Origin of the sequence: Clostridium paraputrificum (assembly GCF_900447045.1) — a bacterium.
GTDB classification, from domain to species: domain Bacteria; phylum Bacillota; class Clostridia; order Clostridiales; family Clostridiaceae; genus Clostridium; species Clostridium paraputrificum.
Genome location: NZ_UAWH01000014.1, coordinates 575,794 through 602,083 on the forward strand (window position 1 = coordinate 575,794; position 26,290 = coordinate 602,083).

A 26,290-nucleotide genomic window follows, 5' to 3' on the forward strand; every position below is an offset into this window, starting at 1 on the left:
TGGGAACGCGCGTGGAGATTAAAGCTATGAGTGAAGTAAGTTCAGAAGAGATATTAGTATCAGTTTATAACGAAACCTATGAGGATATTTTTAAATATATATTATCGAAATGTAGAAATATAGATGATGTAGGCGATTTGGTTCAAAATACATACCTAAAGTTTTATAGAGCATTATCAAATAAAAATATAAAAGATTATAAAAAGTATCTTATTAGGATTGCAAGAAATGAGGTATATAGACATTACGGTATTTTAAAGCTCAGTCAAAATTTTATTCCTGTTTTTTCCTCAGAGAGCGAGGAAGAGTTTCTTAATTTAAAAACAGATTTAAAGGTTGAACACAACTATGATGAAAAGCTACTTTGTGATTCTATATGGAAATATTTAAAGGATAAGGACTCATTAACTCTTAAAATATTTATTTTATATTTTAGCAAGGATTTAAAAATAAAAGATATAGCTAATATATTAAAGGTTAATGAGTCTACTGTAAAAAATAGGCTCTATAGAACTATGAAAGAAATAAATAAGGAATTTAATTTGTAGGTGATAATTATGAATAAAAAAGATTTAATAAAGAAATCAATAGATGAAAACTTAATTTCTAAAGACGAAATATTAACTAATATTTTAAAAAGAGTTAATGAAGAAAGAATAACTACAAATAGTGATATAGATATTATGATATTAACTTTGATTAGCAGAAAAGATATGTGTGGATATGAAATATTGAAGGAAATTGAAATTAAATTTAGGGGGAGTTTTACTTTAAAAGAAGGAGGAGTATATCCAATACTTCATGGACTAGAGGGGGAAGGGTTACTTACCTCTTACTGGATAGAGGATGAGATTAATAAAAAGTATTATAGATTAACTGATATAGGAAGAGAGTATATGTCCAAAAAGGAAGAGAGTACTGATTATAATAAAAGCACAAGAAGAGCGTTGAACTTGGAGGGTATGGGATGGAAGTAAAGGGAGAAGAGAATATAATTAAATATTTAGAGTCTGTTTGCCTTAAGATTAAAAGTAAGAGAGCACACAATCAAATTAAGGAAGAATTATATGCTCATATAGAAGAAAAGAAAAAGGATTATATTAAATGTGGTGATAGTGAAAAAATAGCAGAAGAAAAAGCATTAAGAGATATGGGAAGTTCTGATATCTTGGGAGAAGAATTGAACAAGGTTCATAAGGAAAAGTTTAATTATAGAATATTAATTACAGTTGCCTTTCTAATTATAACAGGGATAATTACTATGTATTCATTAAGAGGAAATGCATATAATTATTGGGGAAATGAATATTTTTTTATAAATAAGATGATTATTTACACTACTTTGGGGATAGGAGCATTTCTATTAATATCATTTTTTGACTATAGAAAAATAAAAAATAAGTCTGCGCATTTATATATATTATCAATAGCTTTATTTATAGTTTTATTTTTGTTTAATAGTCCTGTAAATAATATTAATAGTTGGATTAATATTGGACCAATATCTATTAATGTAAGAGATTTAGCAGTTAATATATTCTTAATTTCATTAGTAGGAATTTTTAAAGATATTAAATGGGATACAAAAAAAGGAATGATTTATGGAGTGATTTTAAGCTTTATTCCCTTAGGTTTGTTGATGATATTAAAGTATTCTTTAGGAGTAGCAATAGTATATACAGTAACATTAATATTTTTATTATATATAAGTACTAAAAATAAAAAACTTACTTTTTGGTTAATGTTTATGTTTATAATAGCTTTAATTTTAATCTATAGTCAGAACAGTTATGATAACTATTTACATAATATTATAAAAGAATTATTAGATTCATCGGTGTTTATAGGGAAAGGAACGAGAGTTAATCTAGAGATAATTCCTAATAATATCTCAGATTGTATTATATCATCATTAATATACAGCTTTGGATGGGCATTTGGAGTGTTAGTATTATGTTTAGTTTTATTTTTAATTATATATATGTTTAAAATTAGTGGAAAGATATGCGATATCTATGGAAAAAGATTAATTATTATAATATCAAGTATATTTGCATGTCAGTATATATTAGGATTTTTATATAATTTTGGAATTTTGAACTTTTATTCTGTTTCAATACCTTTTATAAGTTATGGAGGTTCCAATATAATAATAAGCTTTCTTGGGATTGGAATTATAATGAATATATACATGGGAAAAAGCTTAAGGGGAGAGTATTAATATGCTAGGAATGAAATTTGCATTTATAGTAGGAAGTATAATAATTCTTATTATAGAAATGATTAAATTTATAAAAAGGAATAAAGAAGAGAAGTTTTTGAACTTTAGAGAAGTTATGAGTTTAATGTTTAAATTTTATATACTTATGGTTATTATAGTAACATTTTTTCCTTTAGTGATAGGTGGTTATATAGGAAAACCATCTATGAATATAGTACCGGTTTTTAATACTATAAAAGATATATATGAAGTACCAATAGAAATGGAGAGTTATATGGTTAGATTTTGGATTAAAAATATACTTGGGAATATTCTTTTATTATTGCCTCTAGGAATATTCATACCAATGTTTTTTAAAAGACTAAGAAGTTTTAAATCAACAGTAATTACTTGTGCATTGGTATCATTATCTATAGAGGTGGTTCAGTATATATCTATGTATTTTGGAAATTTTAGATCTTGTGATATAGATGATATTATTTTGAATACTCTTGGTGGAATGATTGGGTTTATAATTTATAAGGTGATTGATAAAAAAGCTGATTTAAGAATAGAATTTTAGTGTAAGAGAAGAGTGAGTTATCATTTCATTAGTTATTTCTAAAAGAATAGAAATATAGAGTACTCCTAGAAAAGCTTATATTGGTTATTTTTTATATTAATAAAAGATATGACAAATTAATATAAATTGATATAATAAAGTTATAATCATAAAAAGTGGGGTGCACTTAGATGCTAAAATATGAAGAAATAGCAGAGGATATAAAAAATAGGATAGAATCTGGAGAGTATCGCCCTAATGACCAATTACCATTAGAAAAAGAAATGTGTGAGAAATATGGAGTAAGTAGGATTACTATTAAAAAAGCTATGGACAAATTGGTGATGAGGGGATTAGTAGTGAAGAGAAGAGGAGCTGGAACTTTCGTAAAGGACATTGATGATAAAGAGGTTTCTCATATTAGTACATCATATCAGTTTGAAGGATTTTCAAAGACTTTTAGCGATAAGACAATTATATCTAAAATTGTAGAATTTAAAGTGATTAATGCTGAGGGAGAAATAGCAGAAAAATTAAAAATTTCAGAAGATGAGTTTGTATATTATATAGTAAGAGCAAGGTATGCAGATAAAGTCCCATATGTAATGGAATATACATATATGCCAATAGATCTTATACCTGGTGTAAAATTTGATACGCTTAAAGGCTCTATATATGAATATATAGAGAATAAATTAAATCTAAAGATAAAAAGTGCTCATAGGACAATAAGAGCATCTTTACCAACAGCAATAGAACAAGAGTATTTAGAGATAAATGAAAACTTTCCTATTCTAGAAGTAGAACAGACAGCCTATTTGGATACTGGTCAAGCATTTGAATATTCAAAATCTAGGCATAGAAGTGATAAATTTGAATTTAAAAGCATTAGTATAAAGTAAGGTAAAAAGAGACTTTGGATAAGTCTCTTTTTATTATTTTAGCAAATAACATTACCTTATTAATTAAAAGATATATCTTTTTATTGACAAAGGATATGATGTATTGTATATTTAATGTAATGGATTCCATAAAAGGTGATATCACTATCTAAATATTTTGGGAGAGATGATAATTATGAATAAATTTACGTCTTTAATTGAAGAAAAGTTATTACCCATTGCAGGAAAATTAGCTTCTAGTAGAATATTGTCTGTATTACGTGATGCATTTATGCTAAGTTTTCCATTAACTATCGTTGGTTCACTTGCAGTAGTAGTTATGAATTTGCCTTATTTGGACAAGCTTATAGGAGCAGATGGCGTTGCAGCAATTAATAATATTTTTGGTATATTACCTTCGGCTACTATGAGTATAGCTACATTGTTTGTGGTAATAGGTATAGGATATTATTTAGCTAAAAGCTATGATGTAGATGCAATATTTGCAGCAGGTGTAGCGGTTGCAGCATTCTTAGTATTAACTCCACTTACTGTTACTGCGGATAATGGAACAGTAATTAATGATGTAATTCCAATTGCTAGATTAGGGGCAAAAGGAATGTTTGTAGGTATTATAGGATCCTTTATATCGACAAGAGTTTATGTTTGGGCAATTAAAAGAAATTGGACAATTAAGATGCCAGATGGAGTGCCACCAACAGTTGCAAAATCATTTGCTGCATTAATTCCTGGATGTATTGTAATCGGTTTATTCTTAGTTATAAGAACTATTTTCACTTATACACCATGGGGAAATATACATGATTGTATATATGAAATAATTCAAATGCCATTAATATCATTAGGTAGTGGACTTCTAGCAACTTTAGTTGCAATATTTGCAATTCAAATATTATGGTTCTTTGGATTACACGGTCAAATAATTGTAAATTCAGTATTAGATCCAATTTGGAATACTTTGTCATTAGAAAACTATGAGGCGTTTGTAGCTGGAACAGATATTCCTAATGTAATTACAAAACAATTTATTGAAACATTTACTGTTGGAATGGGTGGTACAGGTATGACCCTAGCAGTAATAGTTGGAATATTTATATTCTGTAAGAGTAGACAAATGAGAGAAGTGGCAAAACTTGCTGCACCATCAGGAGTTTTTAATGTTAATGAACCAATAATATTTGGTTTGCCAATAGTAATGAATCCAACAATTTTAATTCCTTGGGTTATAGCACCAATGTTAGTTGTAGCGGTGTCTTATTTTGCAATGAAGACAGGATTAGTTCCAAAAACAACAGGTGTTGCTGTACCTTGGACAGTTCCAATGTTCTTTAGTGGAATTTTAGCAACAAACTCATTAAGAGGGGGATTATTGCAAATAGTTAACTTTGCCATAGTATTTGTTACATGGATGCCATTTATAAAATCATTAGATAGATTTACAATCAAAAATGAAGAAAAATTAAAAGCTGAAGAAATAAATTAAATAATTAACTTTAAAGAAAGTGAGTAGTAGTATGAATAAAAAATATGTATTCCCAGAAAACTTCTGGTGGGGCTCTGCAACATCTGGCCCTCAATCAGAAGGGAGATTTAACAAAAAACATGATAGTGTATTTGATTATTGGTATGATATAGAGCCAGAAGCTTTCTTTGATAGAGTAGGACCAAACATAGCATCAAATTTTTATAATAGTTATAAAGATGATTTAGCTATGCTAAAAGAAATAGGTTTAAACTCTTTTAGAACGTCAATTCAATGGACAAGATTAATAAAGGATTTTGAGACTGGAGAAGCAGATGAGGATGCTATAAGGTTCTATAATGATGTTATAGATGAGTGTATAAAAAATGATATGATTCCAGTCATGAATCTACACCACTTTGATATACCGGTAGATTTGTATGATAAGTATGGGGGATGGGAATCGAAACATGTTGTAGACTTATTTGTTAGGTTTGCAGAAACAGCATTTAAATTATTCGGGGATAGAGTTAAGTACTGGACAACATTTAATGAACCTATAGTTGTAGTAGAAGGTGAATATTTATATCAATTCCATTATCCAAAGTTAGTTGATGGTAAAAAAGCTGTACAAGTATTATATAATCTTAATCTTGCATCAGCTAAGGTAATTGAAGCCTATAGAAAACAAGGGCAAGATGGCAAAATAGGTATTATTCTTAACTTAACACCTTCATATCCAAGAAGCAATGATAGTAAAGATTTAGAAGCTGCAAAATTTGCAGATGATTTCTTTAATAATTCATTCTTAGATCCTGCTATTAAAGGAGAATTTCCTAAAGGATTAGTTTCTACATTAGAAAAAGATAATGTATTATGGAATTCAACTGAAGAAGAAATGAGTATTATAAAGAATAATACAATAGATTTCTTAGGAGTTAATTATTATCAACCAAGAAGAGTTAAAGCTAGGGAAGTAGAATTTGATAATAGAAATGGTTGGATGCCAGGTAAGTACTTCGAAAATTATGAGATGCCAGGAAGAAGAATGAATCCATATAGAGGGTGGGAAATATATCCTCAATGTATGTACGATATTGCTATAAATATAAGAGATAATTATAACAATATTCCTTGGTATATATCAGAAAATGGTATGGGAGTAGAAGGAGAAGAAAGATATATTAATAATGAAGGAATTATTGAGGATGATTATAGAATAGAATTCTTCGAGGAACATCTACAATATCTTCATAAGGGAATAGTAGAAGGATCAAACTGCTTTGGATTCCATTCATGGACTCCAATTGATTGTTGGTCATGGTCTAATGCTTATAAAAATAGATATGGATATATAGCTGTAGATTTACCTACACAGATAAAGACTATTAAAAAATCTGGAAGATGGATAAAAGAAGTATCACAAAATAATGGATTTTAATAATAAGGGTGGCAATTATGCCACCCTATTGTTGAAAGGAGAGCTTTATGAAGGAAAATATGATTTTTAATGATGACCAGTATCAGTTAAGAGAATTTCAAGTTGATAGGATGAAAGAGGTTATAGTTAATAATAGAATTTCCAAAGAAAATGGAGTTGTTTTTTATGGAGATTCTATTGTTCAAGGATATGATATTAATAAATACATTCCTGAAATAAATGATAAATATAACTGTGGTATAGGGGGATTTACATCAGAAACATTGCTATGGATTTGTGATGAGGCGGTTATAAAATACAAACCATCCTTAGTATATATTTCAGTTGGAACAAATGATTTAGGAAATACTAATATGAGAAGTCCTAGAGAAATAGCGTTAAATATTGAAAAGTTAATTAGATTAGTTAGAGGAAATCTTAAAGAAGTAAAGATAATGATTGCTTCTACTACACCATGTGATGAAAACAAACAAGGCCCTAAGGCGGGAAAATGTTTAAGAACTAATTTCAATATAAGTATAGTAAATAAAGAAATTCAAAATATTTGTAATAGATATGAGAATGTTGAGTTTATAGATATATATAGTACATTATTAGATAAAATTAGTGGGAATATCAAAGAGATTTATACTACAGATGGATTACATCTGACAGAAAAAGGATATGAAAAAATAACAGATATAATAAAACCTAGAATATTACAGTTATATAACGATTAATTTTTGGAGGGAAATATATGAGTAATTATATTGTTTTTGACATTGGAGGTTCATCAGTAAAGTGGTCCATAATGAGTAAAATGGGAGATATATTAACGAAGGATAAGATAAAGGTTGTTGACAGTGTAGATCAATTTTTTGAAGAACTATCTAAAATAGTTAATATTAATAAAGACAATTTTAATTTAAAAGGAATAGCTATAAGTTCACCAGGTGCTGTTGATTCTATAACTGGAATTGTAGGTGGTGCAAGTACAATTCCTTATATTCATGGACCAAACTTTAAAGAAATATTAAAAGAAAAAACAGGATTAGATGTTGCCATAGAAAATGATGCTAATTGTGCAGCATTAGGTGAGTGTTGGCTTGGAGCAGCTAAAGAAGAAAATGATTGTGCTTTTGTTGTTTGTGGCTCTGGAATTGGAGGGGCAATAGTAAAAGATAAAAAAGTTCATACTGGAATACATAAGCATGGCGGAGAGTTTGGTTATTGTATTGTAGATTATGATAAAGATGGTGAAGAAAAATACTTAACATGGAGTAGAGTTGGATCAACATCTGCTTTAGCTAGAGCTATTTCTCAAAGAAAAGGTTTAGAAGAAAAAGATATTGATGGGCTTAAAGCATTTCAATTATATGATGAAGGAGATATCATAGCTGTTGAAGAGGTTAATAAGTATTTTAGATATATGGCTATTGGAATATACAATATTCAATATACTTATGATCCTGAGGTTATAGTTTTAGGTGGAGCTATAAGTGAAAGAGAAGGGTATATTGAAAGTATTAATGAAAAGTTAGATGAAATTATGTGTAATAATACTGATGGTAAAATAAAGCCTATTGTTAAGAAGTGTATACATGGAAATGATGCTAATATGATAGGCGCATTATATAACTTGTTAAATGAAAGGTAGGAATATATAGTTATGTATCCGATAAAATTTGAAAATTTATATTATGAAAAGATTTGGGGAGGAAGAGATTTTGAAAGTTTTAGAGAAAATTTACCACATGGAGATATAGGTGAAAGCTGGGATATAGCATGTCATCATAACGGAATGAGTATAGTTTCTAATGGATATTTAAAAGGAAAGACTTTTGAAGAATTAATTAAAGAGTATGGAACAGAATTGTTAGGAGAAAGTTTTGAAAATAAAGAGTTTCCTTTATTGGTAAAGTTAATTAATTCAAAAGAAAAATTATCTGTACAGGTTCATCCAAGTGATGAATATGCAAAGAGGGTAGAAAATTCTTTAGGAAAAACTGAAGCATGGTATGTGGTAGATGCAAAGCCAGGAGCTTCTTTAATAGTTGGAACAAAGAATTGTGATAAGGCGATTTTTGAAAAGGCTATAAGAGAAGGTAAGACAGAAGAATATTTAAATAAAATTGAAGTGAAAAAAGGGGATTGTTTTCTTATAAATAGTGGATTAGTACATGCTATTTGCGAAGGTGTTATTATAGCGGAGATACAACAAAGTAGTGATATAACATATAGGATTTATGATTATGGAAGACCAAGAGAAATTCATGTGGAAAAGTCAATGGATGTAATTGATTTTAATTTAAAGCCTATAAATGCTAGTGGAAAAAAGCTTGTTAGTTTTTGTGGTTATGAGAAAGGAATATTATGCGCTAGTGAATATTTTACTATAGAAAAATATGTTGTTAGTAGTGAAGTATCAGAAAATAGTGATATAAATAAATTCTTTATATTTACTTGTGTTGATGGGAAGGGAACTATTATTTCAGAAGATGGGACAAAGATGGATATACTAAAGGGAGATAGTATTCTAATACCTGCTAAATTAGGAAAGTACACAATACAAGGAGAGTTAACTTTGTTAAAGAGCTATGTATAGAGGTAATAAAGAGATGAAATATTATATTGGAATAGATATAGGTGGAACAAACCTAAGAGCAGCTTTATTTGATGAAGACTTTACGTTGATAGATAAATTTAAAGTTGGAAATGAGGTGCCAAAAGGGCCAGAGTATAATTTAAATAAAATAGTAACTAGAATTAAAGAGGTATGGAATTATAAGAGTATAGTTGCTGTAGGGGTAGGTTGTCCAGGGCCTTTAGATATAAAAAAAGGAAAGATTTTAGTAGCACCCAATTTAAGAACTTGGGAATGTTTTAATGTAAAAGAATACTTTGAAAAAGAATTAAATTTACCAGTTAAAGTTAATAATGATGCTAATGTAGCAGCACTTAGTGAAGCTATAATTGGTGCAGGAAAAGGCTGTGAAAGTGTATATTATGTAACTTTATCAACAGGAGTTGGTGGAGGCTTTATATATAAAGGAGAGATTGTATCTGGATTTAATAGTATCGCAGCAGAAATAGGAAATATGATTATAAATGAAGATAATTATAAACATTCAAATATGAATCTTGGCGGTCTTGAAGGGCAATGCAGTGGAAGCAATATTGCAAGAATTGCTAGTTCTAAATTAGGAAATAAATTAACTGCCAAAGAAGTATTTGAGGGAGCAAAAGAAGATAATAGTGTCTTAAGTGATATTATAAGAGATTGGGTAATTAATGTGTCAAAGGCTATAGCAAATATAATAGTTACAGTAGATCCTGAAGTTATAGTATTAGGTGGATCAGTTATTATTAATAACCCTGATTTTATAGAAGATATTAAAGTTGAAGTAAAGAAAAGAGTTTTTGAAGGAATAGAAGTGAATATTAAATTAGCTAATATGGGTGATGATGCAGGATTAGTTGGCGCTGGAATACTAGCTGAAAAGTAGAGAGAGTAATTCTATAGGTACTATAAAGATAAAGTAAATCAAGAAGACTTGGCATGTGGCCAAGTCTTTTTTAGATTATGTTACCATAGAATGCATAAATATAATTGAAAATAAATTACTTTTATAGTAACTTTACTATTATAATAAAATATAGATTAGATGTAGGAGGATAACTATGGCAACTAGTACATCAATAACTGAGAAGACAAGAGTTAAGGTTAAAGAACCTAAAAGATATAAGGTTATTATGCATAATGATGATTTTACCTCAATGGAGTTTGTTATATTTGTTTTAATGAATATATTTAATAAAAATGAAATGGAAGCTAATGATTTAATGATGAAAGTACATAAGGGTGGAAGTGCTATGGTAGGTACTTATTCTTATGATATAGCAAGAAGTAAGGTAGAAGAAACTACATTATTAGCAAGACAAGAGGGATTTCCATTTAAGGTTACTATGGAAGTTGCATAGGAGGAAAGAAAATGAGACTATCTGCAGTAGTAGAAGAAATAGTTGTTAAAGCTATAAATTATGCCAAAGAAAATAATCATGAATATATAACTCCAGAACATTTATTATATATGACAACATTTAATGAGGATTTTAGTAAGGCTTTCAAAAATGTTGGTGGAGATACTATTAAATTACGTGAGGACTTACAAGGATATATTAATGAAAATATAAATATTATTGAAGGACATGAGCCTCAAGGAAGCCACTCTTTCAATGAAGTGATTTTATATTCATCATCTAGAGCACAAGCTAGTGATAGAAATCAAGTTGAGTTATCACATCTTTTAGATGGTATTATAAATTTAGAAGAGAGCTACGCTGCTTATTATCTGTTGTCTCAAGTTGAATGGACTGACCTTTTATATGAGTTATGTGATTTGCAGGGGGAAGAAAGAGTAAATAAAGAGGTTATAGCTGAAGAGGGGGAGAAAAAAGAAATAAAGGATGAAGGATGGAAAGCTTATGTAACCTGCTTAAATGATGTAGTAGAGGGTTATTCACCTCTTATAGGTAGAGAGTTAGAACTTGAAAGAACTATGCAAATTTTATGCAGAAAATATAAGAATAATCCTATACACATAGGTGAGGCAGGGGTAGGGAAGACTGCCATTACCTTTGGGCTTGCAAGACTTATTAATGAAGGAAAGGTTCCAGAGAAATTAAGTGATTCTAAAATATTTTCAATAGATTTAGGTGGGCTTTTAGCTGGAACTCAATATAGAGGAGATTTTGAGAAGCGTTTTAAAATGGTTATGGATGGAGTAGCAGAGTATTCTAATCCCATTCTTTATATAGATGAAATTCATAATATTGTTGGGGCAGGAGCAATTAACGGAGGAACTTTTGATGTATCTAATATGTTGAAGCCATACTTAACAGAAGGTAAGATAAGAGTAATTGGGGCAACAACTTATGATGAGTTTAATAAGCATTTTTCTAAGAATAAAAGTTTACTTAGAAGGTTTCAAAATATAGATATAAAGGAGCCTTCAGTGGAAGAAACTATAAAGATATTAAGCGGGTTAAAAGGTTATTATGAAGATTATCACGGAGTAAAATATTCTAAAGGAACCTTAGAACATGCGGTAGAATTAAGCCATAAATATATAAATGAAAGATATTTACCTGATAAAGCAATTGACTTAATTGATGAAGCAGGTGCTTATAGAGTAATGCATCCATTAAAAAAGAAGGTTCAAACTGTTGATAATAATCTAATAGAAGAGGTTTTATCTAAGATTTGTAATATACCAAAACAAACAGTAGAAATAGATGAAGTTGAAAAGTTAGGAAAGCTAGAAGATGAACTAGAGTCCCAGGTATTTGGTCAAGAAGAAGGAATAAAAGAAGTAGTTAAGGCAATAAAGCTATCAAGGGCAGGACTTAATGATGACAATAAACCTGTTGCTAGCTTATTATTTGTAGGACCAACAGGTGTTGGTAAAACTGAAATTGCAAAAACTCTAGCTAATATTTTAAACATAGAACTTATAAGATTTGATATGAGTGAGTATGTAGAAAAACATACTGTTGCTAAGTTAATAGGAGCACCTGCTGGGTATGTAGGATATGAAGAGGGAGGACTATTAACAGATAGTGTAAAAAAGAATCCTCATTGTGTGCTATTACTAGATGAAATAGAAAAAGCCCATAGTGATATATTTAATATTCTTCTTCAAGTTATGGATTATGCTACATTAACAGATAACCAGGGGAGAAAAACGGACTTTAGAAATGTAATTCTTATAATGACTTCAAATGCAGGAGCAAGTAAGGTTGGTAAAAGTTTAATTGGGTTTGGAGATAGAGAGGTCACTAGGGAAGGAATAACTGAAGAGGTTAAGAAAATTTTTACTCCAGAGTTTAGAAATAGATTAAGTAAGGTGGTAGTATTTAATCCTATAAATAAAGAAATGAGTAGAAACATTGTAGTAAAGCAACTTAATTTATTAAAAGATAAGTTAAAGGAAAAGAAGATAGATTTAAGCTGGGGAGATTCTTGTATAGATTTTCTTGAGAATAAAGGAATTAGTGAAGAATATGGTGCAAGAGAGATAATAAGAGTTATAGATAAAGAAATTAAATCTCTACTTGTAGATGAAATTCTTTTTGGAAAATTAAAAAATGGTGGTAAATGCACAATAGAATATGAAAATAATGGAGTAAAGGTGATACAGCAGTAAGCTGCATCACCTTTTAAATTAGAATTTGTTGTAATGAATTTTATTAAAGTTAAATGAGTTTTCATCATAAGGTATTTTTTCTTCATCCTTATACCCTAAAGCAATTATGCTTAGTACACCATAATTATCTGGTATGTTTAATACATTTCTTACTTCTTTTTCAGAATCATCATTTTCACCTTGTCGACTTCTCATTTGTATCCAACAAGATCCTAGGCCTAGACTTTCAGCTTCAAGTTGAATTAAGGTTGAAGCAATAGAAGCATCTTCTATCCAAACATCACTTGTTAAAGAGTCACCAATTACAACTATAGCAACAGGTGAAGTTTTCAAAGCAAGTGTGCCCCTGTTTTTACACTTTTCAAGTTTTTCTAAAGTAGACTTTTCATTTACTACTATTAATTCTACCGGCTTTTTGTTCATAGAAGATGGTGCAAGAAGTGCCGATTTTATTATTTTATCTATTTTGTCTTTTTCAATAGGTGTATCTTTATATTTTCTTATGCTTCTTCTACTTTTTAATAGTTCTAACATATAATCACTCCATAATTTCAGATTAATTATATTATATCATTTACTTATAAAGAATTTATAAATAGATATACTTTTAGATATAGATTTTCATATAATATTAAAAAATTAACTTTAAGGAGAGTATATGTTTAATAAATCATGCTTAATAAAAAAATATATGTTGTATGGCGTTATTGCTATAGTTCTTATTTCATCATTAAGTCACTTTTTATATGGTTTTAGTGGCAATATAAAGATTGTAGGAATTTTTACACCAATAAATGAAAGTATATGGGAACATCTAAAATTAGCTTTTTATCCTACGGTATTATGGTGGGGGATTGGATATTTTATATACCGCGGAAAAATGTATATAGATATAAGAAAGTGGATTGTATCTATGGCAATATCCATAATTATAAGTCCTATTATAATAATAACTTTTTTTATACTTATACAGGTGCCTTTGGCATACAAAACTTAGTACTTGATATATTTTCGCTTATACTGGGGGTTTTTATAGGACAATTAATTGAATTAAAGTATTATGAGAATTATAAATATAATAAAGTAGTATTTTATTCTTTGTTGTTTATTTGTTTACTTGGTGTAGTTCTATTTACTTACTTTACATTTAATCCACCTAATATTCCACTTTTTGTTGACTCAACTACTGGACTTAGAGGAATTTATTTGTATTAATAAATATATAGAGAATATGGATGGGAGTATAAAAATGAAGACTAAGTTTTTAGAAGAATTAAATCAAGAAGACTTAAGACCTAAAATTATGGGATTAACTTTTAAAGGTGATGAGGGATATTATAATAGATATAAGAATGAAATTTTTCCTGAAAGGGTTATGAAAGAAAAAGGGAAGGGGGAGTATTATAAAGAGTTTGAAAGGTGTATTAATGACTTTAAAGAGATACAGTATAATGAGAATTTTATATTTATCTTTTCTAATATACTAGAGGAAGATATTTATGTGGGAAGTAGATTTAATACTTTAAGAAATTTAGATAAAAGTGAAGAGATAGAGGTAGATGTAGAAATAAAAGCTATAATACATGAGTGGTTTTTACTTCCTTATAAATGTATAAATAAATATCATAAAGGTATTTGTCTTTTAGAATTTAAAAATGGAATACCTGATATAATTAGGAATATGAAGGTGTACCATAATGATTTCAATAATGATTATGCAAATATTGTATTATTAAATAGAGGTGTTACTAATGATTAAATATAATTTTAAAGAATTAACAGGAGATGTTGTTACAAGGGATGACTTTAGATATGAAGAGAGCAGAATGAGTTGGAATAGGGCTATAGAGAAATATCCTCTTGTAATTATTTATTGCAAAGAAAAAAACGATGTTAGAAATTCAGTTCTTTGGGCAAGAAAAAATGAGCTTCCAATAAGAATTAGATCAGGATGTCATAACTATGAAGGGTATTCCACAGGAAATGATGTGGTAGTTATTGATGTTAGTAAAATGAATAATATTTACATAGATGAAAATAAAGGAAAAGTAAAGATTGAAGGTGGAGTTAGAAATAGAGAACTTTATGAAGCAACAGGATCTAAAGGGTATCCATTCCCTGGAGGAGGATGTCCTACAGTAGGAGTTCCAGGACTAGTACTTGGAGGGGGCTGGGGATATTCTACTAGATTATTAGGATTGTCTTGTGATAGTTTAGTAGAACTTGAATTAATTGATTATATGGGTAACTTAATAATAGCCAATGAGAGAGAAAATAGTGACTTATTTTGGGCTTGCAGAGGTGCAGGAGGAGGAAATTTTGGTGTTGTAGTATCAATGACTTTTAATATTCCTAAAAAGATTGATATGGTTACATTAATAAATATGGATTTTCCTAATATTGATTTAGAAGAAAAGATAGAATTCATAAAGATGTGGCAAAATGAATATAAAAATTTGGATAGAAGAGCTAATTTCAAGCTAGGAATATATAATTCAGAAACAAAAGGAAAAGGAATAAAGCTTACTGGATTATTTTATGGGGATAAGGAAGAGGCTAAAAAGATAGTTGAACCATTTAAAAAAATTCCAAGCTTTGGAGAGTTTTCTTTAGATTATACAACTGTTTTAGATGCTAATAGAAAGATTCAAGATAGTCATCCAGATTATGAAAAGTATAAATCATCAGGAAGATTTGTGTCTAGAGATTATTCAGAAAAAGAGATTAAGGAAATAATAGAATTAATAGATGATAGAGCTGAAGGTGCATATTATGCAGCAGTATCATTTTATGGATTAGGTGGAGCTGTAAGAGATAAAAGTAGTGAAGATACGGCTTTTGCGTTTAGAAATTCTAACTTTATAATTGGCTTTCAATCTGTATGGGAAGATCCTAAACACGCACCGGCTAACAGGGCATGGGTTGTAGATAAATTTAAGAATATAATGGCAATGACAGAAGGTTCTTTTATTAATTTTCCTTATGCAGAGTTAGGGGATTATGAAAGAGAATATTTTGGTAAAAATACTAATAAATTAAGAGAAATCAAGAAGAAATATGATCCACAAAATATTTTTGGATTTCCACAAGGAATTTCTATTAAAAAGTAATAAAGGAAGCTGAGTGTAATATCAGCTTCCTTTTTTATCTTTAGTATGAGAGAAAAATCTGTAAAAATATCCACTCCATTTTTTTATTGACATAAATATTACAAATGATATTATATTAGTATATTTTAGCAAAGCAATAAAAGGGGAATTTGGAATATGATGACATTGGAAAAGTTTGAAGAAGCTTATGAAGTTGTACAAAAAGTAATTTTGCAAACAAAGCTAGTTTATAGTGATTTTTATTCGGATTTAACAGGCAATAAGGTATATATTAAGCCTGAAAACATGCAAAAAACAGGGGCATATAAAATAAGAGGAGCTTATTATAAGATAAGTACTCTTACAGATGAAGAGAGAAATAAAGGATTAATAACTGCATCAGCTGGAAATCATGCTCAAGGAGTTGCATATGCAGCAAAGTCCTATGGTGTAAAGGCAGTAATTGTTATGCCAACAACTACACCTTTAGTTAAAGTTAATAGAACAAAAGCTTATGGTGCAGAAGTAATTCTTTATGGGGATGTATATGATGAAGCATGTAGTTATGCTCTAAGGCTAGCAGAAGAGAATGGATATACATTTATTCACCCATTTGATGATTTAGATGTAGCAACTGGACAAGGATCCATTGCTATGGAAATAATAAAAGAACTACCTACTGTTGATATTATTTTAGTTCCAATAGGTGGAGGTGGATTAGCTTCAGGTGTATCTACTCTAGTTAAATTGCTAAATCCTAATATAAAAGTTATAGGAGTAGAGCCAGCTGGTGCTAATTGTATGGAGGTTTCATTGAAAGAGGGACATGTTGTTACATTACCTAAAGTTGAAACTATTGCAGATGGGACAGCAGTGAAAACGCCAGGAAGCAAGATATTTCCATATATAAAAGAAAATATAGATGAGATAATAACAATTGATGATAATGAACTTATAGGTGCATTTTTAGATATGCTTGAAAACCATAAGATGCTAGCAGAAAATTCAGGGCTTTTAACAGTTGCAGCATTAAAGCATTTAAAGTGCAAAGGGAAAAAAGTTGTTCCAATAATAAGTGGTGGAAATATGGATGTTATTACATTTTCATCATTAGTGCAACATGGATTAATTGAAAGAGGGCGCATATGTACAGTATCTGTATTATTACCAGATAAGCCAGGGGAATTAACTAATGTTTCAAAGGTTATAGCTGATGCACAAGGAAATATAGTTAAACTTGAACATAATCAATTTGTAAGTATAAACAGAAGTAGTGCAGTGGAATTAATAATAACTATGGAAACATTTGGACATGAACATAAAGAAAAGATAATTAAAGCATTAAAGGATAATGGATATAATCCAAAATCAATTAAGCCTACAATGATATACGAATAGAAACTAGGAGGATAATAAAATGAATAAAGAAGTTATTTTTACAGAAAAAGCGCCTAAGGCAATAGGTCCATATTCACAAGCACAGAAGGTAGGAGATTTATTATTTACATCAGGTCAAATTCCATTAAATCCTTCTACAGGAGAGCTAGTTACTGAAATAAAAGCTGCAACAAAACAATCTTTAGAGAATATAAAAGCTATTTTAGAGGCTGCTGGAACTTCATTAGAAAATGTGGTAAAAACAGTAGTATATATTAAGAATATGAATGATTTTGGAGATGTTAATGAAGTATATGGTGAATATTTCAAAGAAAATGCCCCTGCAAGAAGTTGTGTAGAGGTAGCAAGATTACCAAAAGATGCATTAGTTGAAATAGAGGCAATAGCTATAATGAAATAAAAAAAGGTGCGAGGATTTGATTTTCTTCGCACCTTCTATATTATTTACAGTATAGGTTCATAGGTTTAACATTATCTTGTACATCCATTAAAGCTTCACCAAATCTTTGATAGTGAACAACTTCTCTTTCTCTTAAAAATCCTAAAATTTCTTTTATATCAGGATCATCTGTTAGGTTTATTAGCCATTCATAAGTTGCTCTTGCTTTTTGTTCAGCACCCATATCTTCATGTAAGTCAGCGATTACATCACCTTTAGCTTGTATATAAGTTGCAGTCCAAGGGTTGCCTGTAGCATCTGTATAGAATAAAGCTTTTCCATGGTCAACATAGTGCCCATCTAAGCCTGCAGCTTTAATTTCATCTATAGAAGCATTTTCCATTAGTTGATTAGCCATAGTAGCTATCATCTCTACATGAGCCATTTCCTCTGTTCCAATGTCAGTTAATAATCCTTTAGATTTATTAGTTGGCATTGAATATCTTTGGTTAAGATATCTAAGAGCAGCACTTAACTCTCCGTCTGGTCCACCATATTGAGATATTAAAAGTTGGGCCATTCTAAGGTCTTTGGACTTTAAGTTAACTGGATGTTGTAAAGTTTTAACATAATACCACATTATTTATTTCCTCCTTACATTCTTTCCCATGGCCAAGGTGTATCTATCCATTTTTCAGGATTTTCTACATAAGCTGAACCGAAGTTAGTTAGTGGGCCAAAGTTTTCTTCGTATTCGCATTTTACCTTATCTAGTTGTTTGGAAATAAATTTGTAGTCTTCTTGAGCTTTTGAACAACAAGGGAAGTTATCTAAATAAAGGTTTAAGTCAACAGCAAAAAATTGTAGTTTCATAAATTGTTCTAAACATTCTTTCCTATTCACAAGCTTTACCTCCCTTAGTATATTTAATGTTGCAGTATGGATCGTACATATTCTTGAAGATTGTTCCAGCATGAATAGCATCATCTAGGTCAAATAGTGTTTCGTAAGGTTGGCATACTATATAAGCTTTTCCATAAATTTTTGGAGCAAAGGTTTTATAGTTTTCATAACAGTTTTTCTTCTTATCTGCACAAGCAGTGCTGCATTTAGGATCTGCAGGATCTTTTATACAATCCTTACAATCAATGCAATGTCTTTCATAGTACATAATTGTTTATCCCCTCGTAAATGTTTATCTAAAATCAATTTATGCAGAAAAAGAAAGAATTGTGAATGAAAAATAAATCATAAAATTTATAAAAAAGTTTAATAAAAGTAAAAAAATAATAATATTTGTAGTATATGTAACTTGGTGGGACTATAGTCCTTGACTTGATTATTTAAAAAATATACGATAATAAGTAGAAAGAATTGTGTAGAGATATGAAAAAAGAGGAGAATAATGAAAAAGGGAAGACGATTTAAGAAGAAAGAGAAAAAAACATATAATATTTTGATTTTCATATTTACATGGTTTTTTTTGTTATGTTTTTTAGCTGTGGCATTTAGTTTGATATTTTTTAATCAAAATGATCTTGTTCACTTTAGAATGATACCATCATTAATATTAGGAGGAGCTTTTCTAGGAATCCTAATATTAATATATAGTTTAGTTAAAAGAGATATTATGAAAGTAACTTTGGTAAAAAAGCATTTTAGGATTACAATCCTAATTTTTTTCATAGTACTTTTATTATTGCAAATCATATTAGTAAAAGGTATATATTTTCTTCCTGGATGGGATGTAGGAGGCTTAATAGATCATTCAATTAATATTGTTGATAACCCAGAAAAGTTTAATAGCAGCTACTTCATGATGTATCCTAATAATTTATTTCTTATGCTTATATTTAGTAAAATTTATAGTATAACTAAACTCTGTAGGTATATAGATTTTACATTTATTCTAGTTATAATTAATGTGATTTTTGTAGATTTAACTATTTTTGTAACATTTATTACAGCAAAAAAGATATATGGGAAAAAAGTTGCTGTAATAATACTTTTAGTTTTTACATCTTTATTTGCATTCTCTCCTTGGTTAGTTATACCGTATTCAGATACATTAAGTATGTTATTTCCAATATTGATATTTTATTTATATATATGTGAAAAGCAAATAATAAGTAAGGCTATGAAAAGTTTTTATATACTTCTAATGGCAGTTTTAAGTGTAGTTGGATTAAGTATTAAGCCAACTGTAATAATAAGTATCATAGCTATAGTGATTAGTGAATTACTATTTATAACTAGAAAAAAGAAGAATTTTTTAGAAGTATTTTTTCTTATATTTATTTTATCTTTAGGGGGAATAACTACTAGTTTTATTGTTAATAAATTTACAAGTAATATTGTGGTTAATAGTGTTAATTTAGATAATAGGGATCATTTAGAGGTTCCCTTTACACATTTTATTATGATGGGTATGCAGAGTGTAACTGTTGAAAATAGAGGGACTATATACGGTGCATATGATGAAGATGATGTTAGGTTGACTAATAGTAAGCACTCAAAAGAAGAAAAAATAGAAGCAAATATTGAAGAGATAAAAAAAAGATTGAAAAACTTTGGAATTAAAGGGTATATTGAATTTTTAGCTAAAAAAGTAAATTGGTTTTTATCTGATGGGACTTTTTATTATGGTGGCGAAGGAAATTTTATTAGACAAGGACCATATGCTGTAGATGATATAAGTATAAAAATGCAGAACTATTATAATCATGAGAATAAAGATTATTTTAAGTTAGCCAATATTCTTCAAGGTTTTTGGTCTGTAATTATTATCCTTATAGCATATCCTGTTTTTGTTAGAGATAAAGATTATAACAATAGAGAAATATTTGTAATTAGATTAAATATAGTAGGTATAATATTATTTTTAGCATTTTTTGAAGCTAGGTCAAGATATTTAATAAATCATCTTCCATATTTTTTATTGCTATTTGGATATGGTTTTATAAAAATAAGTGATAAATATGAGGAATTAGTACAAGAAGATAAGATTAGATAGGAGAGTTGCAGTATGGAGTGTTCTTATAAATTTAAGTTCTATATTAATGCTAGACACTCAGTAAATTTGGGTGGCAATCAATCAGATATTCATCCACATACATGGGAGACTGTTATATACATTGCAGTAAAATCACAAAATTATATAAACTTTACTAAAATGGAAAAGATGTTAGAGGCTTATTTTCATCAATATGAAGGAAAATATTTAAATGATTTAAAATGTTTTAAAGAGTCAATACCTACAATGGAGAATATAGGAAGAAAAATTTTTGTTGATATAAGTAATGTCCTTGAGAGTAATAATTTAATTCTTAATTCTATTGAGATAAGTGAAAATCCTACTAGGACGTACATAATAAAGAAATAGATATGAATATTGATAAAGGCGTAAACTATTTTACTCGGGGCAATGCTAGTAGAAAAGATATGTTGAAAGATAAAAAACAACAATATAAAAATAAGGTATTAACATTAATACTTTATTTTGTAATATTATGTATGTTTGCTATCATTACAATACTCACTATTAATAAAATAGGAAACTATCCATGGGGATCAGAAACTTTTGGATATTTATATAAAGGTAATATTTTGTATGATTCTTTTATAAATGGAGAATCATTCATTAGTTATGATATTAACTGGTATAATGGAACTCAACTTTTAAAAGGTAGTGAACCAATACCATATTATTTATTAGCGCTTATCAATTTATTAACTAATGATATTTACGTTACTTTTAGTGTTTTTATTACTTTAGTTTTCATTGTAGGTGGAACTGGATTTTTATTATGGGGCTATTATTGTAATAGATTTAAATTAGGTTTGTTTTTTGGAATACTATGGTTTTTTATTCCCAATAACTTAAGAGTACTTTTTTCAGAAGGAAATCTTCAATTAGTTATAATAAATGCATTAATACCATACTTATTGTTAATTTATTATAAAGCTACTAGGGAAAATAAATTTAAAAATTATGTATTTTTATCAGTCATTATTTGTATAATTTCTTTAAATTCTATGCACATTGTTATAATGATTTTACTAGCATTATTTTTATTGGCAGTTTTTGATACAATAAGAAAAACCTATTTTGGAAAGAAATTTTTTATTGTTTTATTATCATTATTAGGTATTTTATTATCAGCCTTTTGGCTTGTTCCTGCTTTAGGTGAAGGTTTGCTTAATAGTAATAAAAGTGAAGTGATACAAAAGTTAACTCAAAATTCCTATAGTTTATTAGACTCAATTTCACCAGTTTTAAGGTTCTATAATGTAGAAGTTTATTATTTTGGTCTAAGCTTCTTTTTAGTAGGAATTTTTTCTGTTTTATTTATGAATGGTAGAAGAGATATCAAGAATTTAAGTTTTTATGGAATACTTATTTTTATAGGAACTAGTAATGTTTTTATTAAAGTGCTTAAGAATATTCCTTTTAGTGAATTTCTTATATTTTCCAAAGTGACTAGTATAGCAATAGCTTTGATATTAGTATCAATTTTATTGTGGAGGAATCTTAGAAAGGTATTGATAGTAATAATATGCTTCATATTATTATCAGACTCTATGTTGACATTTGACTTAATTGGGCATAATAGAGAATTTCCAGAAGGATTAGTATACTCATTAGATTATGCTAGCGAAATAGCCACTCAAAGAATAGGAATATTAGATTTATCACAGTATGGTGCATTACCAAGTTATTATTTAAAGTATGGAGTAAAAGGAAAGAGTAGTAACCAGGTATTTGGATGGCAATGGAAAAGTGCTAACACTTCAGAGAACATAGTAATGATTAATACAGCATTGGAAAATAATTATTATTTAGTTATGTTTGATAGATGTATTCAATTGGGAGCAGACACTTTACTAATAAAGAAAGATTTAATAAATGATTTTAATTACTTAGATGAATGTGCAAACCAAAATGGCTATATTAAAGTTTATGAAGATACAAACGACATTATTTATAAGTATCCAATAGAAGGTACTTTTGGAACGACAGTAAAGTTTGATGGAATTGCAATAGGAAAATATGCAGAAAATATATGTTACAGCTTTCCTAATTTCACTAAAGGGGACAAGGACTATATAGATGACTATACAGTTTCAGAGTTGTCTGAATTTAAAGCAATATTTCTATCTGGATTTAAATATAGGGATAAGAAAAAAGCAGAAGATATGTTAAAGGAGATTTCTGAAAAAGGCATTAGGGTAGTTGTAGATAGTAATGAGCTTGGTGATGAAGAGTTTTTAGGAATTTCATCAAAAAAGATAGATTTAGAAGATAATTATGGGGAATTTTATTTTAAAGGAGAACGTGTTAAAATTGGCGATTTTCCTGAAGATGAGAAAATATTTAGATGTAGTTATTTGTTAGGTGGCAAAGATGATAATAACAATTATATTAATGTAGATACAAGAATGCTTGAATATATGAAATACTATAATGAAAATCTAGTGTTTTTAGGATTGAATATTCCTTACTTTGAGATGATAACTAAGGATGATGTTGCTTTAGAAATATTAGAAGAAGCTACTAATATGGAATCGTATATTTTACCAGATAGAAAATGTGTAAATATACGAATTGATTTTGAATCTAATAGGATAATGGTAAATTCAGAAAATAATGATGTAATAGTTCCTATAGCTGCACTTAGTTCATTCGAAACAATTGAAGGAAGTTATCAAGTATTTAATAATTTAGTTAATTTAAAAAGTAAAGAACTAGTCATTGAAGTTACATACCCTAAATTAAGTGCAGGGATAACAATATCATTAATATCAGTATTGTTAATTTTAATTATTTCTAAATCCATGGTGAATGGACGAATAAAAAGCTACTTGACAAATAATGAGGAGTTGAGCAAATGAATGAAGGGCTTTGGCTGATTTTTATTTTAGCATTATGGATAACGGCAATATTATTATTTAGAAATTTAAAAATGGAATTTTTTAAGTTTTTAGTAGGGAGTTTGGGGATATTTGCCATAGGAATGATTTTCTTTAGAGATCCCATAGAAAATGGTTTTCTTTACTTGATAAATAGTATATTAGCTTTTATATCTGATAAAAGTGACATGTTTGAAGTTATGAAGAATTACTCAATAGTAAATTTTTATGTAGATGGTAGTATTTTATCTATGTCAATTAATTATCAATGCTCAGGTGTGATTGAATCCTTAATATTTACTTCTTTAGTAATATTTTTTCCATTTGTTAAAAGCTTTAAGAAAGTTTTAGTTGTATTAGTAGGTAATATATATTTGATCTTTATAAATATATTAAGGATACTTATGATTATTGTATTAACAAGACAATTTGGACTAGAAAGTTATGATTTTATACATATGGTGCTTGGAAGAATTTTTTTCTTTGTATTTACTGTTTTATTATATTATATAGTTTTTACTAAGAATCAGCTTAAAGGACAAAAGGTTGGTGAAATAAAATAATGGATGAAATAATTAAAGAGTTTGTCTTTTGGGGTATATGGCTAGTTATACCATTAATTATTGATTTTGTTATTGGGATTGTAGCAGCAATAATAGTATCTTTTGATTATTTCACTAAAACTGATGATAGAAAGTTGAGTTTCTATCCATATGTAACTATACTTATACCAGTTTATAATTCTGAAAAAACATTATGTCAATGTGTAAAATCTATAGTTAATCAAAGTTATCCAATTAGTAATTTACAAGTATTATTAATTGATAATGGCTCTAAAGATGAATCCTATAGAGTTTATTGTGAGCTTCAACAACAATATCCTAAATTAAGATTGTGGTGGCTTGATTCGTCTAAAGGTAAAGCAAAAGCCTTAAATAAGGGATTATATATGGCAGATGGGAAATATATAATAAATATTGATTCTGATGGAGTTTTGGAAAAGGATGCTATTTTCAATATGGTATATAAGTTTGAAAAAAAAGATGATGTAATAGCTATGACTGGTGTGGTATTAACAAATTATAAAGATATCGAGAAAACCAATATAGGTATTAAAAAAGTATTTCAAAAGTGTGAGTTGTTTGAATATAGTGAAGCTTTTTTGATAGGGAGGGGATTTCAATCAAAAACCAATACTATGTTTACTTTAGCTGGTGCTTTTTCAGCATTTAGAAGAGATAGTGTTTTGAGAACTCAATTATATAATGGAGAGACTCTTGGAGAGGATACTCATATGACCTCTCAAATTAGAGCTTTTTTAGATGGACGAGTAGAGTTATGTGAAGATTCCTTTTTCTTTGTAGATCCTGTTGAAAACTTAGATAAATTATATATACAACGTCAAAGGTGGCAAAGAGGTCAAATAGAAGTTTCAACTTTATTTTCAGGTAAAAATATAAAAAAAGGTTTAGTTAATATACTTAAAATAAACATAATTAAAGATCATACTTTAGTATTTCCAAGATTAATCTGGATTTTTGCGCTTATCTTTTTAATATTTATAGATTACCCAATGAAACTTATTGTAGGTGCAAATTTAATAATGTATCTTTCTTATGTTTTATTATCAGTAGTTAATTTTATTGTAAGTAAGCTTTATTTAAAAGAACAAAAAGATTTAAGAAGATTCATGAATAAAAATTTTATGATTGTATTTCTTTTGCCAATCTATAGAATAGTAATATTTTTTATGAGAGTTGCTGGAATTTTAAACTCAACAAATGAAAAAAGTCACTGGAATACTAAAACATTTAATCAAGAAAAAGAAATGATAAATGAAAGGATGAAAAATGATTATTCTTGGTTTTATAGAATAAAATCTTGGGTTAATTGTTACAAGTAATTATAAATTTAATAAATAGAGGTGGTAGTATGAAGAGGGTCAGAAAAATATTATTAGCGAGTGTTATTTTTTGCACAATAAGTGGACAAGTTACATATGCATCAGCTACTACAGAAGAAAATACGCCTATAATAATTGATGGGATATATAGTGATTGGGATGGTATTCCAAATTGTATAGATAAAGAATCAGATTCAGATAAAAAAAGTGAGGATTTAAAAGAAATAAAGTATTATGTCAACAAGGATTATCTGTATTTGTATATAGAAAGATTTCCTTCACATAGTGGTGAATATCCGGATTCAGGATTGTGGGATATGTGGATTCCAATAATAAATGGAAATGGAAATGGAAGTCATAATTGTTTTTTCCCTTGGGATACTAAAGAAGGAGAAGTGTGGCATCCTCAAAAGGTATCGACTTTTAAGATAACTTGTGGCTTTGTAGAATTATGGGATTCTGAATCAGGAAGTATGGTGAAAAAATTTAATATAAGGATAAAGTTAGATGGAAACAGTGTAGGAGAAGATCGATTATTTACTAATTCAGATGGATCCAAAATTGAAATAAGATTGCCTTTAAGTATAATAGGATTGAATGGGGATTTAGATGAAGTTGAATTTAATGTTGCATCTGATATACATGCGTCTAATGAATTTGTAGATTGGGCAAATGATGATGGACCAATAGTAGTAACTAAAGGACCTATATTTGGTAAGTTGACGACAGTTGTGGCTTTATCTGGATTTCTTGGAGTAGCATTAGTAGCTAAAAAGAAAATTGAAAGACATGAATAGCAGAGCCTAAAGAGAAATTGTGCTACAATATATAAACATATAAATATAACAATATATAAATA

The 26,290-nt window shown here is 28.5% G+C and carries 27 protein-coding genes and 1 pseudogene; 24 read left to right on the forward strand and 4 right to left on the reverse strand.

The genetic code is table 11. The features are described 5' to 3' along the window. Positions 1–11: 11 nt before the first annotated feature. The 13 genes from DR024_RS07660 to DR024_RS07720 all read left to right on the forward strand — a co-directional run bounded on the left by DR024_RS07660 (position 12) and on the right by DR024_RS07720 (position 12,752). Entirely contained in the window at positions 12–548 is a 537-nt protein-coding gene (locus tag DR024_RS07660) for an RNA polymerase sigma factor (protein WP_242829741.1), read from the forward strand. A 9-nt stretch (positions 549–557) separates the two neighbouring features. Then, positions 558–977, forward strand: a complete 420-nt coding sequence (locus DR024_RS07665) for a PadR family transcriptional regulator (RefSeq protein ID WP_051196055.1) — start codon at positions 558–560, stop codon at positions 975–977. Continuing rightward, complete coding sequence (locus DR024_RS07670; RefSeq protein ID WP_027099406.1) at positions 968–2,221, forward strand: FtsW/RodA/SpoVE family cell cycle protein; 1,254 nt, start codon at positions 968–970, stop codon at positions 2,219–2,221. The genes DR024_RS07665 and DR024_RS07670 overlap by 10 nt, the downstream gene beginning before the upstream one ends. Before the next feature lies 1 nt (position 2,222). Next, positions 2,223–2,783 carry a VanZ family protein gene (locus DR024_RS07675; protein WP_051196056.1) on the forward strand — a complete coding sequence of 187 codons (561 nt, stop codon included), beginning with the start codon at positions 2,223–2,225 and terminating at the stop codon, positions 2,781–2,783. A gap of 170 nt (positions 2,784–2,953) precedes the next feature. Then, positions 2,954–3,664 (forward strand): GntR family transcriptional regulator, encoded by a 711-nt coding sequence (locus DR024_RS07680; protein WP_027099408.1) that lies wholly within the window; start codon positions 2,954–2,956, stop codon positions 3,662–3,664. Between the two features lie 175 nt (positions 3,665–3,839). Further along, positions 3,840–5,147, forward strand: a complete 1,308-nt coding sequence (celB, locus tag DR024_RS07685; RefSeq protein WP_055184695.1) for a PTS cellobiose transporter subunit IIC — start codon at positions 3,840–3,842, stop codon at positions 5,145–5,147. A gap of 31 nt (positions 5,148–5,178) precedes the next feature. Continuing rightward, complete coding sequence (locus tag DR024_RS07690) at positions 5,179–6,567, forward strand: glycoside hydrolase family 1 protein (protein WP_027099410.1); 1,389 nt, start codon at positions 5,179–5,181, stop codon at positions 6,565–6,567. A 47-nt stretch (positions 6,568–6,614) separates the two neighbouring features. After that, entirely contained in the window at positions 6,615–7,286 is a 672-nt protein-coding gene (locus tag DR024_RS07695) for an SGNH/GDSL hydrolase family protein (RefSeq protein ID WP_027099411.1), read from the forward strand. 17 nt (positions 7,287–7,303) lie between these two features. After that, positions 7,304–8,203: an ROK family protein gene (locus tag DR024_RS07700; protein ID WP_111918460.1), complete on the forward strand. Its 900-nt coding sequence runs from the start codon at positions 7,304–7,306 to the stop codon at positions 8,201–8,203. Positions 8,204–8,215: 12 nt separating this feature from the next. Next, positions 8,216–9,151 carry a type I phosphomannose isomerase catalytic subunit gene (locus DR024_RS07705; protein ID WP_027099413.1) on the forward strand — a complete coding sequence of 312 codons (936 nt, stop codon included), beginning with the start codon at positions 8,216–8,218 and terminating at the stop codon, positions 9,149–9,151. 13 nt (positions 9,152–9,164) lie between these two features. Next, positions 9,165–10,052: an ROK family protein gene (locus DR024_RS07710; RefSeq protein ID WP_055253668.1), complete on the forward strand. Its 888-nt coding sequence runs from the start codon at positions 9,165–9,167 to the stop codon at positions 10,050–10,052. Positions 10,053–10,227: 175 nt separating this feature from the next. Then, positions 10,228–10,527 carry an ATP-dependent Clp protease adaptor ClpS gene (locus tag DR024_RS07715; RefSeq protein ID WP_055184697.1) on the forward strand — a complete coding sequence of 100 codons (300 nt, stop codon included), beginning with the start codon at positions 10,228–10,230 and terminating at the stop codon, positions 10,525–10,527. Between the two features lie 11 nt (positions 10,528–10,538). Then, a complete protein-coding gene (locus tag DR024_RS07720) occupies positions 10,539–12,752 on the forward strand; it encodes an AAA family ATPase (protein WP_111918462.1) in 2,214 nt (737 codons plus the stop codon). Between the two features lie 18 nt (positions 12,753–12,770). Here DR024_RS07720 and DR024_RS07725 read toward each other — a convergent pair whose 3' ends face one another. Next, positions 12,771–13,286, reverse strand: a complete 516-nt coding sequence (locus tag DR024_RS07725; RefSeq protein WP_027099417.1) for a nitroreductase family protein — start codon at positions 13,284–13,286, stop codon at positions 12,771–12,773. Between the two features lie 157 nt (positions 13,287–13,443). On the opposite strand from DR024_RS07725, the pseudogene DR024_RS07730 reads away from it, so the two are divergent. The 5 genes and pseudogenes from DR024_RS07730 (at position 13,444) to DR024_RS07750 (ending at position 17,639) form a co-directional block, all read left to right on the forward strand. Beyond that, positions 13,444–13,967 (forward strand): annotated as a pseudogene (locus DR024_RS07730) (DUF6512 family protein). Positions 13,968–14,001: 34 nt separating this feature from the next. Beyond that, positions 14,002–14,511 (forward strand): hypothetical protein, encoded by a 510-nt coding sequence (locus DR024_RS07735; RefSeq protein ID WP_027099419.1) that lies wholly within the window; start codon positions 14,002–14,004, stop codon positions 14,509–14,511. Then, a complete protein-coding gene (locus DR024_RS07740) occupies positions 14,504–15,862 on the forward strand; it encodes an FAD-binding oxidoreductase (RefSeq protein ID WP_027099420.1) in 1,359 nt (452 codons plus the stop codon). The genes DR024_RS07735 and DR024_RS07740 overlap by 8 nt, the downstream gene beginning before the upstream one ends. Positions 15,863–16,018: 156 nt before the next feature. Continuing rightward, positions 16,019–17,239 carry a threonine ammonia-lyase gene (ilvA, locus tag DR024_RS07745; RefSeq protein WP_027099421.1) on the forward strand — a complete coding sequence of 407 codons (1,221 nt, stop codon included), beginning with the start codon at positions 16,019–16,021 and terminating at the stop codon, positions 17,237–17,239. A 19-nt stretch (positions 17,240–17,258) separates the two neighbouring features. Beyond that, positions 17,259–17,639 carry a RidA family protein gene (locus tag DR024_RS07750; RefSeq protein WP_027099422.1) on the forward strand — a complete coding sequence of 127 codons (381 nt, stop codon included), beginning with the start codon at positions 17,259–17,261 and terminating at the stop codon, positions 17,637–17,639. A 40-nt stretch (positions 17,640–17,679) separates the two neighbouring features. Here the strand turns inward: DR024_RS07750 and DR024_RS07755 are convergent, their stop codons facing one another. From DR024_RS07755 to DR024_RS07765, 3 genes are read right to left on the reverse strand one after another with little or no spacing between them, the layout of a single operon-like run. Beyond that, positions 17,680–18,258, reverse strand: a complete 579-nt coding sequence (locus DR024_RS07755; RefSeq protein WP_027099423.1) for a manganese catalase family protein — start codon at positions 18,256–18,258, stop codon at positions 17,680–17,682. A 14-nt stretch (positions 18,259–18,272) separates the two neighbouring features. Further along, a complete protein-coding gene (locus DR024_RS07760) occupies positions 18,273–18,521 on the reverse strand; it encodes a spore coat protein CotJB (RefSeq protein ID WP_027099424.1) in 249 nt (82 codons plus the stop codon). Then, positions 18,514–18,789: a spore coat associated protein CotJA gene (locus DR024_RS07765; protein WP_027099425.1), complete on the reverse strand. Its 276-nt coding sequence runs from the start codon at positions 18,787–18,789 to the stop codon at positions 18,514–18,516. The genes DR024_RS07760 and DR024_RS07765 overlap by 8 nt, the downstream gene beginning before the upstream one ends. A 234-nt stretch (positions 18,790–19,023) precedes the next feature. Here DR024_RS07765 and DR024_RS07770 point away from each other — a divergent pair, with 234 nt between their 5' ends. From DR024_RS07770 to DR024_RS07795, 6 genes are read left to right on the forward strand one after another with little or no spacing between them, the layout of a single operon-like run. Beyond that, positions 19,024–20,631, forward strand: coding sequence for a glycosyltransferase family protein (locus DR024_RS07770; protein WP_027099426.1), 1,608 nt, complete (start codon positions 19,024–19,026; stop codon positions 20,629–20,631). Positions 20,632–20,643: 12 nt separating this feature from the next. After that, complete coding sequence (locus tag DR024_RS07775; RefSeq protein WP_027099427.1) at positions 20,644–21,000, forward strand: 6-carboxytetrahydropterin synthase; 357 nt, start codon at positions 20,644–20,646, stop codon at positions 20,998–21,000. A gap of 2 nt (positions 21,001–21,002) precedes the next feature. Further along, the gene (locus DR024_RS07780; protein WP_111918464.1) at positions 21,003–23,510 is read left to right on the forward strand and encodes a 6-pyruvoyl-tetrahydropterin synthase-related protein; all 2,508 of its coding nucleotides are present in this window, start codon (positions 21,003–21,005) and stop codon (positions 23,508–23,510) included. Further along, a complete protein-coding gene (gene xrtG, locus DR024_RS07785; RefSeq protein ID WP_055184708.1) occupies positions 23,507–24,091 on the forward strand; it encodes an exosortase family protein XrtG in 585 nt (194 codons plus the stop codon). Before DR024_RS07780 ends, xrtG begins: the two co-directional genes overlap by 4 nt. Then, positions 24,091–25,431 carry a TIGR03111 family XrtG-associated glycosyltransferase gene (locus DR024_RS07790; protein ID WP_242983094.1) on the forward strand — a complete coding sequence of 447 codons (1,341 nt, stop codon included), beginning with the start codon at positions 24,091–24,093 and terminating at the stop codon, positions 25,429–25,431. The genes xrtG and DR024_RS07790 overlap by 1 nt, the downstream gene beginning before the upstream one ends. 29 nt (positions 25,432–25,460) lie before the next feature. Continuing rightward, positions 25,461–26,228, forward strand: a complete 768-nt coding sequence (locus DR024_RS07795; RefSeq protein WP_027099430.1) for a hypothetical protein — start codon at positions 25,461–25,463, stop codon at positions 26,226–26,228. The last annotated feature ends 62 nt before the right edge of the window (positions 26,229–26,290 follow it).

Coding starts and splice junctions, on each gene's coding strand:
- DR024_RS07705 (WP_027099413.1), top strand. CDS start 8,216: ATGTATCCGATAAAATTTGAAAATTTATATTATGAAAAGATTTGGGGA.
- DR024_RS07735 (WP_027099419.1), top strand. CDS start 14,002: ATGAAGACTAAGTTTTTAGAAGAATTAAATCAAGAAGACTTAAGACCT.
- DR024_RS07690 (WP_027099410.1), top strand. CDS start 5,179: ATGAATAAAAAATATGTATTCCCAGAAAACTTCTGGTGGGGCTCTGCA.
- DR024_RS07795 (WP_027099430.1), top strand. CDS start 25,461: ATGAAGAGGGTCAGAAAAATATTATTAGCGAGTGTTATTTTTTGCACA.
- DR024_RS07695 (WP_027099411.1), top strand. CDS start 6,615: ATGAAGGAAAATATGATTTTTAATGATGACCAGTATCAGTTAAGAGAA.
- celB (WP_055184695.1), top strand. CDS start 3,840: ATGAATAAATTTACGTCTTTAATTGAAGAAAAGTTATTACCCATTGCA.
- xrtG (WP_055184708.1), top strand. CDS start 23,507: ATGAATGAAGGGCTTTGGCTGATTTTTATTTTAGCATTATGGATAACG.
- DR024_RS07715 (WP_055184697.1), top strand. CDS start 10,228: ATGGCAACTAGTACATCAATAACTGAGAAGACAAGAGTTAAGGTTAAA.
- DR024_RS07755 (WP_027099423.1), bottom strand. CDS start 18,258: ATGTGGTATTATGTTAAAACTTTACAACATCCAGTTAACTTAAAGTCC.
- DR024_RS07675 (WP_051196056.1), top strand. CDS start 2,223: ATGCTAGGAATGAAATTTGCATTTATAGTAGGAAGTATAATAATTCTT.
- DR024_RS07765 (WP_027099425.1), bottom strand. CDS start 18,789: ATGTACTATGAAAGACATTGCATTGATTGTAAGGATTGTATAAAAGAT.
- DR024_RS07680 (WP_027099408.1), top strand. CDS start 2,954: ATGCTAAAATATGAAGAAATAGCAGAGGATATAAAAAATAGGATAGAA.
- DR024_RS07740 (WP_027099420.1), top strand. CDS start 14,504: ATGATTAAATATAATTTTAAAGAATTAACAGGAGATGTTGTTACAAGG.
- DR024_RS07665 (WP_051196055.1), top strand. CDS start 558: ATGAATAAAAAAGATTTAATAAAGAAATCAATAGATGAAAACTTAATT.
- DR024_RS07725 (WP_027099417.1), bottom strand. CDS start 13,286: ATGTTAGAACTATTAAAAAGTAGAAGAAGCATAAGAAAATATAAAGAT.
- DR024_RS07750 (WP_027099422.1), top strand. CDS start 17,259: ATGAATAAAGAAGTTATTTTTACAGAAAAAGCGCCTAAGGCAATAGGT.
- DR024_RS07780 (WP_111918464.1), top strand. CDS start 21,003: ATGAATATTGATAAAGGCGTAAACTATTTTACTCGGGGCAATGCTAGT.
- DR024_RS07670 (WP_027099406.1), top strand. CDS start 968: ATGGAAGTAAAGGGAGAAGAGAATATAATTAAATATTTAGAGTCTGTT.
- DR024_RS07710 (WP_055253668.1), top strand. CDS start 9,165: ATGAAATATTATATTGGAATAGATATAGGTGGAACAAACCTAAGAGCA.
- DR024_RS07790 (WP_242983094.1), top strand. CDS start 24,091: ATGGATGAAATAATTAAAGAGTTTGTCTTTTGGGGTATATGGCTAGTT.
- DR024_RS07700 (WP_111918460.1), top strand. CDS start 7,304: ATGAGTAATTATATTGTTTTTGACATTGGAGGTTCATCAGTAAAGTGG.
- DR024_RS07775 (WP_027099427.1), top strand. CDS start 20,644: ATGGAGTGTTCTTATAAATTTAAGTTCTATATTAATGCTAGACACTCA.
- DR024_RS07770 (WP_027099426.1), top strand. CDS start 19,024: ATGAAAAAGGGAAGACGATTTAAGAAGAAAGAGAAAAAAACATATAAT.
- ilvA (WP_027099421.1), top strand. CDS start 16,019: ATGATGACATTGGAAAAGTTTGAAGAAGCTTATGAAGTTGTACAAAAA.
- DR024_RS07720 (WP_111918462.1), top strand. CDS start 10,539: ATGAGACTATCTGCAGTAGTAGAAGAAATAGTTGTTAAAGCTATAAAT.